The sequence below is a fragment of the Pseudoalteromonas rubra genome, from assembly GCF_005887115.1.
GTDB lineage: Bacteria > Pseudomonadota > Gammaproteobacteria > Enterobacterales > Alteromonadaceae > Pseudoalteromonas > Pseudoalteromonas rubra_F.
Map to the genome: position 1 here is coordinate 158,099 of NZ_PNCJ01000012.1, position 14,619 is coordinate 172,717.

General features: G+C 47.3%; 6 protein-coding genes. 2 read left to right on the top strand and 4 right to left on the bottom strand.

All coding sequences use genetic code 11. The features are described 5' to 3' along the window. Positions 1-38: 38 nt before the first annotated feature. Positions 39-1,871: a DEAD/DEAH box helicase gene (locus tag CWB98_RS08495; protein WP_138544471.1), complete on the top strand. Its 1,833-nt coding sequence runs from the start codon at positions 39-41 to the stop codon at positions 1,869-1,871. A gap of 119 nt (positions 1,872-1,990) precedes the next feature. On the opposite strand, the gene CWB98_RS08500 is transcribed toward CWB98_RS08495, so the two are convergent. Then, a complete protein-coding gene (locus tag CWB98_RS08500; protein ID WP_138544472.1) occupies positions 1,991-2,818 on the bottom strand; it encodes a M90 family metallopeptidase in 828 nt (275 codons plus the stop codon). A 114-nt stretch (positions 2,819-2,932) separates the two neighbouring features. Here CWB98_RS08500 and CWB98_RS08505 point away from each other — a divergent pair, with 114 nt between their 5' ends. Then, positions 2,933-5,263 carry a helicase-related protein gene (locus tag CWB98_RS08505; protein WP_138544473.1) on the top strand — a complete coding sequence of 777 codons (2,331 nt, stop codon included), beginning with the start codon at positions 2,933-2,935 and terminating at the stop codon, positions 5,261-5,263. 157 nt (positions 5,264-5,420) lie between these two features. Here CWB98_RS08505 and CWB98_RS08510 read toward each other — a convergent pair whose 3' ends face one another. From CWB98_RS08510 to CWB98_RS08520, 3 genes are all read right to left on the bottom strand, one after another. Then, positions 5,421-8,066 (bottom strand): TonB-dependent receptor, encoded by a 2,646-nt coding sequence (locus CWB98_RS08510; protein ID WP_171045612.1) that lies wholly within the window; start codon positions 8,064-8,066, stop codon positions 5,421-5,423. Between the two features lie 1,052 nt (positions 8,067-9,118). Further along, on the bottom strand, positions 9,119-11,758 hold the full coding sequence (locus CWB98_RS08515; protein WP_138544475.1) for a TonB-dependent receptor plug domain-containing protein: 2,640 nt from the start codon (positions 11,756-11,758) through the stop codon (positions 9,119-9,121). Between the two features lie 517 nt (positions 11,759-12,275). Further along, the gene (locus tag CWB98_RS08520; RefSeq protein WP_138544476.1) at positions 12,276-14,618 is read right to left on the bottom strand and encodes a DNA polymerase II; all 2,343 of its coding nucleotides are present in this window, start codon (positions 14,616-14,618) and stop codon (positions 12,276-12,278) included. Between the last annotated feature and the right edge of the window lies 1 nt (position 14,619).

Genomic DNA, 14,619 nt, shown 5'->3' on the forward strand with positions numbered 1-14,619 from the left:
GTACAATGCCGCCTCTTTTAACTTGTTGAGGCGCATTAATGTCAGAACCAGTCACGTTTGAATCTTTAGATCTTTCTCCTGCAATTTTAAAGGCAGTCGAAGAGCTGGGATATCAATCACCTTCTGAGATCCAGGCTCAATGTATACCGTTATTGCTAGAAAGAAAGGACGTGCTGGGACTAGCGCAGACGGGTACGGGCAAAACGGCGGCGTTCGCGTTGCCGCTATTAAACAATGTTGACGCATCCGTTAAGCAACCACAGATATTAGTATTGACTCCAACACGCGAACTGGCTTTACAGGTCGCGGAAGCCTTCAACCAATACGCTAAATACACCAAAGGTGTTGAAGTATTGGCTCTGTACGGCGGACAAAGCTATGGCGTGCAGCTGAGTGCACTACGCCGTGGCGCACAGATCATTGTGGCAACACCGGGTCGTTTGATTGACCATATTAACCGTAAGACCATTGATTTGTCGGATCTGAAAGCCTTAGTGCTGGACGAGGCCGATGAGATGCTACGCATGGGCTTTATCGATGATGTTGAAAACATCATGGAAAAAACACCGGTAGAGAAGCAAACCTGTTTGTTCTCTGCAACCATGCCGAAGCAGATCCAATCTATTTGTTCTAAGTATTTAGATAACGCAGAGCAAGTAAAAATCACGCCACGTAACTCAACTGTTGACACAATTGAGCAAGTATACTGGCGTGCAACTACGCATAAAAACAAAGCCATCGTACGCTTCTTAGAAGCGGAAGATTACGATGCATCTATCGTGTTTGTGCGTACACGTAACGATACTGTTCAGCTGGCTGAGCTACTTGAGCGTGAAGGCTTCTCTGCGGCACCACTAAATGGTGACATGAACCAGCAAGCCCGTGAACGTACGGTAGAGCGTTTGAAGAGCGGTCTGTTAGACATCGTTATCGCAACTGACGTTGCGGCGCGTGGTCTGGACGTAGATCGTCTGAGCCTGGTTATCAACTATGATATCCCGCAAGACAGCGAAGCTTATGTACACCGTATCGGCCGTACGGGTCGTGCTGGTCGTAAAGGTAAAGCTATCCTGTTCGTGAAAGGTAATGAACGTTACCTGCTACGTAACATCATGCGTCATACCCGCTCTGACATCGAGCAGGTTGAGCTGCCTAACGCGAAAGTCGTTGAGCAAAAGCGTATTGAAGCACTACAAAGCAAGCTAAGCCTGGCGCTGGATCACAAAGACATCGAGTTCTTCAGTGAAGTAGCACAGGGCATGGCTGAAAAACTGGAACTGAGCCAAACTGAGCTGTCCGCTGCACTTCTGTGCCTGGCACAGCAGCAGTCACCGTTGAAAGTTCAGGAAATTCAGGTGCAACGTGAACGTCGCGAACGCGATGGTAACCGCGAGCGTCGTGGTGAACGTGGCGAGCGTGGTGAACGCAAAGGCAATGCACGTCGCAACACGGGCCCAATGGATACCTATCGTATCGAAGTAGGTCGTGAGCACGGCGTACAGGTCAAGAACATTGTTGGTGCAATTGCAAACGAAGCTGATATTTCAAGCAAGTTTATCGGTGAAATCCGTTTGTTTGATGAGCACAGTACAGTTCAGCTGCCTCAGGATATGCCAGCAGATACGCTGTCACACTTCCAGAGCGTTTACATTTGTCAGCGCCCAATGAAGATGACTAAGAGCACGCACCCTGCCGATCAAGGCAATGGTGGCGAGCGTCGCGGTGGTGAACGTCGTTCAGGCGGTCGTGATGAGCGTCGCTTTGAAGGTCGTGGCGAAGGCCGTGGTGACCGCAAGCGCAGCTTCAAAGATCCACGTGGTGACAAGCGTGACAATAAGCGCAAAGAGCGCGGCGAAATCAGCTTTTCATAAGCTGATTTAGACGAAAAAACCGCTTCAATTGAAGCGGTTTTTTTATGCCTGCGATTTATAAGTTGACGAAATCCGGCAAGAACGGTTCTGAATGGAACGCCAGGCACCCAGCGCATTAGCTACTTGATCCAGTCGCGCGGATCGAATCGATAGTATTCACTCAACAGATTAAATAATTCGGGGTTCTCCTGTTTCAGTTGCAGTGGCTTTTCAATAAAGGTTTCGGTGATCACCGCAAAAAACTCCGCTTCATTGGTCGCGCCATATTCATGTACCACGTGCGGCATATGATACGCCAGTTGCGTTTTAAGCTGCTGATAAGCGCGTGATAACACCTCTCCCCACTTTTTGTAGCTCATGCCCTTTGGCAATTGTGGAGTGCCATTTGTCTGCCCAGTCTGTTGATCTAACTGGTGTGCAAATTCGTGAAACACCAGGTTGTGACCATCTTCGGGCAGGCGGTTGCCTTCCAGCACATCATGCCAGCTCAATACCAGAGTCCCCCCTGGCCATGACTCGCCCTGACGTACCACGGTATGAAAGCTCACTAGCCCTGCACTATCACGACTATTCTGCCCGGCATAGTAGCTGCTGGGGTACAGTAAGATCTCTTTAACATTGGGATACAGCGGCCACTGTTGATTGAGTACCAGCAGGCAGGCATCTGCCGCAATAATCAGTGCCATTGCCCGATTGGTTTTCAGGCCGTCACGGCCGAGTAACCGCTTCTCACCCAAAAACCACAGGATATGGCGCTCAAGGCGCGCTCTGTCTGCATCCGTCATATTACGGTAAATGGGCATATAGCGTAGCAGAACCTGCCTATCTAACTCACTGAGTGACTGCGTTTTATATTTATGTTGCCAGTATGCGCGCTTGATATCATCGAGCCGCCAGTAGATGGCACAGAACACCACCAGGGCAAGGAGTAAACTGATTTCTGTCATTGGTTTTTACGCGTTGATATTTTACTTTGAGATGCGCCTTGCAGGCAGCCTTTTCAAGCAGGATTTGTTAAAATCCTCAACACTTAAAAAAATATCTAACAGTATCAAGTCCGTATGTCTCTGCCCATCGAACAGATCAAATCCGATTTTTGTCACCTGCTATCCTCTGGTAACGTCATTGTGGCCGCCACCACCGGCTCAGGAAAATCCACACAACTGCCTGTCTGGGCAGCCCAACAAGGTCGGGTATTAGTGATCCAGCCTCGACGGATCGCCTGTACCTCATTGGCTGAGTATGTTGCCGAGCAACAAGACAGTCCGCTTGGTGAGCAGATAGGCTATGCTATTCGCTTCGAAGGCCAGTTTAGCCCAAACACCCAGGTCGTCTTTGTAACGCCGGGTGTGGCACTGCGCTGGTACTTTGAAAACCGCCTGAGTGATTTTGCCATCGTTATGTTGGATGAGTTCCATGAGCGACGCTGGGATATGGACTTGCTACTGGCAATGTTAAAGCAACAGGGAGCACATCGCCTGATCGTAACGTCTGCCACCTTATCAGCACAGCGGCTGGTCAGTTACCTCGATGCGCCGCTGCTGACGTCCAAAGGCAAGATGTTCGATGTAGAAGAGCAATTTCTTGCCAAAGATATGCGGACTATGCCAAGTCGCGACAATCTCAGTGACAGAGTCAAAGCGGCCTGCGAGTATGCCCTGCAAAATACCCGCGGCGATATGCTGGTTTTCCTTCCAGGCAAAGGCGAAATCGTGCAATGTGCCGCTCAGCTCAAAACACTCGATGCTTTGGTAGTCCCCCTGTTCAGTGGCTGTGCACCACATGATCAACGGCTTGCCCTGCATCAGCAGCCCAGACAAAGGATCATTTTGGCAACCAATGTGGCAGAGACCTCACTGACCATTCCCAACATTACCTGTGTTATCGACTCAGGCCTGGAGCGACGCACACACCTGAGAAATGGCAAAACGGTACTGGGTCTGGATGCCATCGGCAGAGACTCGGCAAAACAACGCTTGGGCCGCGCGGGACGAACTCAGAAAGGGCTCTGTCTGCGCCTTTACGGACAATATGCGCCATTGCTGGAGAGAACTCCACCGGAAGTACAAAGAGAAGCCCTTACTGAGCTGGTACTGGCTGCCGGCTGTGCCACTGAGGGTATCGACTCGTTGAGCTTCATCGACCCGTTGCCTGCCAGTTCAGGACAAAAAGCACTGGACCTGCTCAGAAAAATCGGTGCCCTTGACGCACAAAGCCGCGCTACTGAGCTGGGCAAGCAGTTATATCCATTACCTGTCGATGTCGAACTGGGTCACCTGATAACCAAAATGCCAGACAACCGTCTGCGTCAGGCAATGATCGATGCCGTAGCTGTGATGTCGGTGCCGGCACGGGTTTACCAACTACCAAGCTCTGCTGAACAATTCGAAACCCTCAATAAGGCACTGCCCCACAGTTGCGATCTGGAGCTGGTGATCGCCCTGATACGAGGCAAAGCCCCTGGCATACGAGCGGAGGAGGACGCCCTGCGCGAAGCGAGACAATTCAGCTCGCAACTGAGAGAGGCCTTTTCCCTGCCATCACTCGACAAAGCCGCCAGCTATGACCGCGATGCGCTGCTTAGCGCAATTGCCTCGGTGCGCCCAGATTGGTTGTATATCAAAAAGGACAACCGTCGCGGTGGTTTTAGCAATGGTCATAGCGAGGTGGTGCCAGCAAAAGAATCTCGGGTGCCAGACACATGTGACGCAATCCTGGTCATAGATACCTACGCACTGGCCGGTAAAGGCGTTAAACAGGCCACCACCTTGGCTACGCTGTCCGCCCCAGTCACACGCTCGTTGCTGATACAGCATGCGCAAACAGGCACTACGCTGGAGCGGGCCTATCTGGAAGAAGGCACCATCTGGGTTGAGTTTGTCCGCCACTATGCTGGCGTCGCTTTGGAACGACAAAGTCACATCGCAACAGGCTCTCAACTGATCCCCGCCTGCGTTAAGCTAATTGAACAAAACCTGCTGTTTAGCGGGGTCTGGCAGCAAGTCAATGCGATGCTGGATTATCAATACCTTTATCACCAGTATGAACAAAGCGACATACCAGCCGTGCCGAGCACAACTCAGTGGTTGACACAAACACTCGGGGACTTGGGTATTGAGACACAGGAAGATCTGACGCTAATTGAGGCACAGGACCTATTCTATCTACCTATTGATAGCTGGGTAATTGAGCCCTTTATGGAGAAGTTTCCCCTTGAAGTGGTCTTGCCAGAATTGACGATGACTGTAACCTACAGTTTTACCGCGAAACGCATTATTCTCGAATATTTACACGGCAACCGCAAAGATGCCCCCAAACGCTGGGAATTACCTGCCTGGTCTGGGTTTAAAATACGCTACAAAAAGGCCAGTAAAGTCGTAGATGTGAAATAAGTTTATCGGAGGTGGATGACAAGCTGGGTTGCAAAGGGTTAACTTTTGAACTTTGATTGTCAGCCACGGAAGGCCAAGAAAGATAACCAAAATACAAAGAGATGAAATTAAAAAAGCCCGGTAAACCGGGCTTTTTTGCTATTAACCTAAGTTACAATTAGAACTTGTGGCTAACAGAGAAGTACAGGTAACGACCCATGTTGTCGTATAGTGCCTGGTCGTACCAAGGCCAGCGGTTAGCTGCCTGCTCTGAGTACGGAGGCTCTTCATCGAACAGGTTACGCATACCAACAGTCAGCTTAGTACCTGTTTCAAGGTAGTAGAAGCCCTGTAGGTCAACTTGCGTGTAAGAGTCAACTTCTAGGATGTCATCTGGGCGTGCCCATTCACAAGTACCAGACTTACGGCTACCTGGGTGGTCAGCTGTTTCGCCAACATAACGGATTGCAACACTTGCACCGTAATCCGCTGTTTCCCACGAAGTACGCAGGTTGTGGCGCCACTCTGGCTCACTCGTTGTACCAGCATCATCACACAGAGGCTGAACCGCTGATGTCTGACGTTCCATTGACATCAGGTAAGATGATTTAAGGCCTACGGTCATTTTACCGCCAAACGCGTCGAAGGTGTTTGTCAGGTTAATGTCCATACCGTCACCGCTTTGCTCGTTCAGGTTCTGGAAGTTAGAACGAACTTCTGCGTCAGGGTGAGATACAGAGCCACCAACACGCTTAACTAGGTCTGGGTACTGAGCTTCGTTGTTCAGGATTTCCTGTGTATCAAGCGTACCGATCATGCCTTCAACTTCGATATTCCAGTAATCAACAGTCGCGTTGAAGCCATCCATGATTTCCCATGAAATACCTAGGTTGTATGACGTTGATTCTTCAGGTGCAAGATTCGGGTTACCACCTGTTGCTGAGCGGATTTCGCGCTCTTCACACTGAGTACCACCTTCTGCCGCACAACGTGTAGTATCGATTGCTGACGCTACACCGAAGCTCTTACCTAAGTACAATTCATTCAGGATTGGAGCTTTAAAGCCAGTTGCTGTTGAAGCACGTAGCAATAAGCTATCAGTTGGACGATAAGACAATGCTACTTTATAAGTAGTTTTGCTACCCAAATCTGAAATATCAGTTTCGATGCTATCGTGACGTAATGCAAGAGACACTTCTAAAGGCTCAAGAGGCATAACACTTAATTCAGAGTAAACTGACTGGAACTCACGACCACCCTGACCGAATGACGCAGCACCACCAGCTACATCGTCATCAATCTGAGCGATGTCTGTGAAGTCGAAGTATCTTTCCTGACGGCTTTCTGCACCAAGAACCCAGCCAAAACCTTCTAGGATGTCGTAGGTACCTGAAATGCTGATGTTAGCCACTTCTTCACGCAATTCACCTTGACGGTGAGTTGGGATTGCTGTCCAGTAATCTTTACCGTCAGCCGCTGTGTGTGGCTTAACAGTGAATACATCAGCAATAAACTGACCATCTTTACGGTTATCGTTCACAAGGCTGATTAGGCCAGCTTCAACCGCTTTACTGAAACGATCTTCAGAGATGTTACCAGAGATACCCATCTGGTTATTGTTTGCCCAAGACTTGTTGTAGTAAGCAGACAACGTGTGCTGGTCATCGATGTACCAGTCAAAACCTGTCGCTAGTGCAGTCAGAGTGTTAACACCGTCACGTGAACGAGGACCTGCATCAACTGTACGACGGATCATGAACATATCTTCGCCGAACGGGTTCTCTGCCGCGTCTGCTGGAATTGAGAAGAAACCAGGTGCCGCACCGTTACGAACTTCAGTTCTTGAACGTGAGTGTCTAGCTTCAACAAACACAGATACAGATTCGCCGAACTGGTGCTTGTGGTCAACAAAGATGTTGAAACGCTCTGAAAGAGGCGCTACTTGATACAATTGAGCAAAGTCGTACGCACACTCAGTACCGTTGTCAACTACAGTCGCTGCACGGATGCTTTCTTGTGGACAGCCTTCAACAGGGAAAGACTCTGAGAAATCACCAGTAACCCAAGTACCAGGCAGACCAGTTGGTGAACGGCCATCTGCACCAGTGATTGAGCTTGCAGAGTTTGCAAGTGGACGGTCTACTGCATCAACTGTACGCTGTTTGAAGTAGTCAAATGCAAATAGTGTGCTGTGGTTGTCGCCACTAGTACCACCAACGATCTCGAAAGATGTTCTTTGACCATCGTTGTGCTCAACGTTTGCACCATATTGTGCTTTAACGCTCAGACCTTCGAAGTCACGCTTAGTGATGATGTTGATAACACCTGAGATTGCATCAGCACCGTAGATTGCAGACGCGCCGTCTGCTAGGAATTCGATGCGCTCAACAGCTGCCATAGGAATAAGGTTAAGGTCAGCTGCAGCATCACCACCTGTAGGTGAACCTGGCAGACGACGACCATTTACCAAGAATACTGTGTAATCATCACCAAAACCACGAGCGTCGAAGTTTGCAGAACCGGCGCCTTGAGCCAGTGTTGCACTTTCTGAAGTCATACCCGGGCCAGCGAAGCTAGACTGGAAAAGGAAATCGGTAACAGTTTGTGAACCGGTTTGCTCTAGGTATTCTTTGTCGAACACCTGAACTGGAGAAGGACCTTCAAGGTCGGTTCTTTTAATACGAGAACCTGTTACTTCGATACGTTCAACTTTCTCTTCTTCGGCACCAGCTTCAGCTTGCACTTGCGTAGCAAAAGCAGCTGTAGAAGCAGAACCAAACACAAGTGCTAAGCGCACTGCTTTCGAGATCTTGCTATTTAACATTTGTTTTCTCCCTGGCTTTAAATATTTCTTTAAAGCTTTGTTTTTATGTATTTTCTTACTTTTATATGGGTAACAAGTGACAACACTTTTAGCCATATTGGTGAAACATACTAATCGCATGAAAAACAAAAGGTCAACAACCTTTTTCAAAATCGGAATAAAAACGCCACAAAAAAAACCTAAAAAACATTAAATATCAAATAGATAGACAACAAAAATTATCTTACACTTTATTTTACACAAAGACTGGTTGTTTTTTGAACCAAAAACGGCTTTTTACACGAGGATGAATGACGGTTTTTAGTCGTCTGTTGGTTTATTCAGGGTAAGGTTTTACGCTATTTGGCAAGTTAGTGCTCAGAAACCTTGCGTAAAGGACAATAGACCTTTCACTTGTCTCTCACTCAAAGTTAAATTATTGTTATAAACACAATTAAAAACTTGAGACAATCAGCATTTTTATCACTGCTAAAAATAAGAGTCGTTAATTGTCAGAATTGCCTGGTTACCCATCCTCAGCTTCAATATAAAAACCCCATTAAGGTACAAGCTAACTAAGCATGACTGTTGATGCTGTTACGGCGTGTTTAAAAACAAAATAGACGACTATTGCCAGCAACAAAGACTCTTGCATACAGACGAATGGTTGCAATTTCCTGCGCTTATTAATTTATGTTTGTTGCTCGCCTGTATCAGTCTCAGACAACATAACTTTGATAAGTGAGACGAATGAAGTGGATAGATATGTACTTGCGCTAAAAATAATTACTAATACCAATTTGCTTAATTAAGTGTTCTATTTAAAGGCGAGAAAAACTGTTCGATAACCAGCCAAAAATTTTGCTATTCACTTGTTCTAAAAGAGAAATTTTTAACACCGCTAGCGTCATATTTGTTCCGCCAAATTGAACAGACACTAAGTGAGATTGGTATAAATATTGATATGAATCATACTCTTGCATACACAAAAAATCCGACTTCACTTCTGAAGTCGGATTTTTACTTTTAAGCCACGCTATAGCGCGCTCGCTTGCAATTTGCTGAGCAGCAAATTAGAAGCTGATGTTGTAACCGGCGAAGATTTCGCGACCAATGTGGCCTGTGTTGTAGATTGAATAGTCAACGTATTTATCCTTACTATCATACACAACACCTTTATCAAACAGGTTACGTGCTCCCAGTGTAAACGTGCCATAACCATCGCTGTAGTACTTCATGTTCAGGTTATGAGTTACGTAGGTCGGCAGTGAACCGTCGTACACATTGTACGGTTCTTTACCATCTACTTTAACCACTGATTGCGACTCATAAGTATCTGCAATGATATCTGTAGTCCAGTTAACTGTATAGTTATCAACTGCGTAGTTGATCGTGAACTGAGAACGCCATTCAGGTGTTTCCGGCGCGCCCTTCTCATCTTCACGAGGACCGGTGAAGTAGACATCTTCGCCCACTTCTGTCAGCAAGGTGGTTACATTTCTGAACTTAAAGTCACCAAATGAAGTTTCTAGCTTGTAAGACAAGTCAATATCGAACCCTTTACGGGACATAGAAGCGCCATTGGCATACTGAGTATACGCTTTAGAGATAGATCCATTCGCGCCGCGCTCAATGTCTACATACGGGTATCTTGCCTGAACCTCTTCCAGTTTACCGGCATTTTCAATATGTACCAGGTCCTGAGCGGTGATGATTGAGATGACATTGTCGATTTCAAGTTCAAAGTAATCTACTTTGATTGAGACATCTTCAAAGCCAGAGTAAACCATACCCAGGTTCATGTAGGTTGATTCTTCCGGGCCTAGCTGGTCATTGCCTTTGCGCATTTCGCTTACCTGACCTGTAGAACAATCCACAGCCGCAATACCTTGCGCTGCGCAATTAACATAGTCGGTCACGCTCGGACTGCCTTTAGAGTCTTTTGCATTCAGCTCTTTCAGAGATGGTGCACGGAAACCCTCAGAGTAAGACGCACGAAGTAGCAGGTCATCAATCGGGCGGTAGTCCAGCTTCACACTTGGGTTACCTTCACCACCGAAGTCGCTGTAATCGTCGTAACGATATGCTGCACTCAAAGTCAGATTGTCTAGGATAGGGAATGCCACTTCATAGAATACTGCGGTTACATCACGCTCACCTGCGCCTGAGCCACCAGCATCACCACCAATCAGGCCTGCTTCGTTTTGTGCGTCGTAGCGTTGATCTAACGTCATATCGAAGTATTCAGCACCCACATAGTGTGCAATCGCACCGGCTTCTAGCTCACCCAGTTCAAAGCCCAACCCAGCAAACACGTGATCCAGTTCGCTCTGACTTTCTGTGTAAGTGGTGGCACGCATATTCGCTTTACCCTCTTCAGAGTCCAGTGAAATATTGTTCAAAATGTTGTGCGACAAACCCGCAACACTCAGGTAATAACGACCAGCTGTGCGATAATCTAGTTTAGCTTTATGGTAAGACACTTCCCATTCAGCGGTGTCACCAAACATGCCCTTCAGACCTAGAGTGTAATCCTGCTGGTAATCCGTCACTTCACCATCACGATTACCAGTCTGATGCCAGCGGAAGTAACCATTTGCAACTTCACCCGTTGGGTTTAATGGGTAGTCAGCCGCCATTTTTTCAAAGTAATCCGCCGGTGGCGCATAACGGCCAAATGAGTCGTTACGACTGAACATTGCACGTGCATACAGCTCTAACTCATCGGTGAGTTCATAGTTGACACTAGCCATCGCTGAATCGCGCTTTGTTGAGGCCATATTGGCTGAAACGTCAGCAAAAGCGAAACCACAAACTTGACCACCTCCGATACCACCTTTACCTGACCCCTGGTCTAGAACACCGACAAAGCCCGGTACAGTTTTTGTTAGTTCATCACATTTGGGCGAAGCAATATAACCACCACCTGAGGTTTTTCTATATGTTTCGCCATAATGGCTAATACCTACAGTTTCATCACCTAGGGAGATTAAACCATCGCCATTTTTATCTTCCATAGACGCCGCTGTGTAGCTACGGTCACGGTCAAAAATAGGGTTACGCTGCTGGTGATCGTATACAAACGTAATGTTACCTTTGTCAGAGCTCACACCAAATGCCATTGACATTTGCTTAGTGTCTGCGCCTTCTGCTTCAGGGCGACCAACCTGGATATCGAAAGATACCCCTTCGAAGTCTTTTTTCAGGATAACGTTAATAACACCAGCAATCGCATCCGAGCCATAGATTGCCGAAGCGCCATCTTTAAGAATTTCAATACGCTCTACCGCCGCCATTGGGATTGAGCTCAGGTTAGCACCACCACCATTCAGAGAGGGCGAGCTACCCATACGCTTACCATCGATCAGCACCAAAGTACGACCGGAGCCTGCACCCAGCAAGCTTACTGTTGACTGTGACTGACCGCTGTTACCAGAACTTGGGATAACAGAACCAAAGCTGTTAGAAGTCACGCTTTGCAGTGCTTCGGCAACAGAGACTCGGCCCTGACCTTCGAATTCAGCGGTAGAGATTACTTCAACCGGGCTTGCACCTTCCATGTCGACACGCTTGATACGCGAGCCTGTGATTTCAATGCGTTCTACTTTTTCGACACCGTCTTGTGCAGTGGCTGACTGTGCAATCACAGCCGTAGACGCAGCACCAAATGCCAGTGCTAAACGCACGGCCTTAGTTACTTTAGTGTTCAACATGTGTTTTCTCCCTGGGCTTACTCGTGGCGGTAAGCATGAGTATTGTTGGTATTTATAACGAGCCTGCAGAGTCTAATTTCAGCAGGCTCTGAATTTTCGCGACGGATACTAATCGCGACCTGTGTTAAGCGTCAAACCACCACGACTTAACAGACAAGCACACCAAAAACACAATCAAAACCCAAGGATTTAACAGCCCTTTAAAGTTAATTACCACTCACTTCAAAATAAATGCATTTATTAATTGAATTCACAAAGAACCTGTTCATTAAGAATGCAGAGACCAACATAAGCAAAGAAATGCAAGTCGCATTTTGGTTAAAAAAAATATTTTAAAATTCAGTTCGTTCGCTGGTTTTTTATTCAAAAAATACCGTTAAAACAAACCGTTTTCAAAAAGTTAGTATGTATTTACATTCAAATAAAGCTTTGTCTCAGGCGGGATTTCAATGATGAGTGGCAAATAGACTGAAAAAAAGATTTGCTTACAAGCAGCTAAAAAACCGCTTGCACGCAATTACAAATCAGAAGACAAATCCAGCGTACGCTGGCCATGTAGAGTGATAGCCTCCAGATCGATATCCGGTAGCATCTGATAAATTGGTAAGATCTGCTTTTCTATATAATGACTGTAGTCAGGGTTTACCAACGCTCCATCGACCAATTTGGGGCCCGTTCTACTAATATAGTAGGCAACCTGACTCCCTTTACCGAGTACTCTGTTGATACCCACGCTGTGCGCCTCTTTTGCAGCCCTTACATGTGGCGGAATATTCTTAACGTAGGCGTTAAGTGGCTTACCCAGGCGTTTCTTATAGATGAGCTTGCTATCTGCGTGCCCACTGTTGATTAAGGCAATATATTGCTCTGTTACAGATACCACATCCTGCCCATCAAACAGTGCCCTGATGACAGCTTGCTGATACTCCTTGGCAATTTCAGTCCAGTCGCTTCGCACTGTTTCCAGGCCTTTAAATACCAATTCAGTGCCCTGCTCCGTTTGTATTTGGCCAACATAGCGCTTTTTAGACCCCGTTTCCTGGCCTCGGATAGTCGGCATAAAGAAAGGGCTATAGTGTGTCTCAAACTCAATTTCCAGATAGTTTGGCAGATTGAAATGACTGTCTATGTGCTCACCCCAGCGCAAATTGATTTCCCTCATCAGGCTTTCACCAAGTTGCTGACATTGCGCCGCAGACAAAGACTCAGGCACGCATACAAAGGTCGAATCCGTATCACCATAAATGACCTCATATCCCATCTCTTCAATCCATCCCCGTGTAGTTTGCATAATCTCGTGCCCACGCAGGGTAATAGAGCTGGATAATCGAGGGTCGTAAAAACGGCACCCCCGCGACCCCAGAACACCATACAGGCTATTCATAATAATCTTGATGGCCTGCTGCAGCATTTTCTCCCCCCGATCCTTAGCCTCCTGACGTGCCTGTGCCAGCTGTGCGACTAATCTGGGCAGATGATGCTGAGTACGAGAAAAAGCCCCTTTATTAAAGCCGGGAATAGCATCCTGTGGTGATTTTAGCCCTTCTATCAAACCCATAGGATCGATATGAAAGGTGCGAATAATAGAGGGGTACAGACTTTTGAAATCGAGTACCAATACATTTTGATATAACCCGGGCCGTGAATCCATCACATAGCCACCAGGGCTGTCAAATGTCAGCCCATGCTCACCCAGGTTAGGCGCAATATAGCCACTACGGTGCAGCAAGGGCAGATATAGATTAGTAAATGCCGCCACGGATCCACCCATACGCTCCAACTCCAAACCAGTCAGTTGGGTTCGGGCGATAGCAAATTCCAGTAAAGACAGCTTAGTAAATATATCCCAGACCAGCACACAGTCCTGCAAGTTATATCTCGCCAGTGCGGGTTTATCCTGGTGGAACAGGCGTATGATCGCTTCAAGTCTGTCGTCCTGTTCGATTAATTTACTCGTCCCTAACACTTGTTGAGCGACATAAGCCAGCTTAAAGGTTTCAAAATGATAGGTGGCATTTTTCATAGTATCAATGCCATCCAATACGACTCGCCCAGCTATGAGTACCCGCGTAAAGTTTCCTTTCGATACTTGCATGGGGGAACCATCTCGCCCAAAGCTCAGCGAGACACCCAACGCTTCAGCTCTTTCATTCAGTACCGCACAGTCAAACTCAATCACATTCCAACCGATGATCACATCCGGGTCCATGCGGTTCACTTCCTCAACCAGAGCCTGCAATAATGACAACTCATCAGCAACCCAGCGCACATTTACTTCTGCGGCTTCTGGCTCGCCTATCATAATTACAAGTCGTTGTGACTCTGTGACCAGCCCAACGGAAAACAGCACGCCTTCCCCGCTACACTCGATATCCAGTGACAACATAGACAACTTAGGGACAAAATGCGGTGATGGCTTTAACCGCGTCTGTCGGATTTCTATGTATCCTGGTTTTTTCACAGCATGGCCAGATACCCAAGCTCCTCCGCGAATAAACCGCTCCATCAGGTACCTGTCGGCATGACGAATATCCGCCTCATACAAAGTAACATGGTCGGTCAAACTCTCTTTACACTGATAGAAATCACTTAAATTAGAGCAGTACAGGGCGGTAACCGGTGATTGGTCTAGGTGTTTGAGAGTAAGCGGCTTAAATTCAACACCTGAGATGAGCTCAGCTACACGGATTTGCGCGCTTTCAGCGTCCGCGCTGCGGATAAACAAGACCGCCTTCTGCGGCTCAGTGATCACTTTTAGCAACCCTTCAGCCGACTTTAACCAATAGCACAGGTGTAGCCTGTTATTTAAATGGATGTGCTGCCGTGAAAGGATAAAGCCCTGATATACCGCTTGTGCCAAA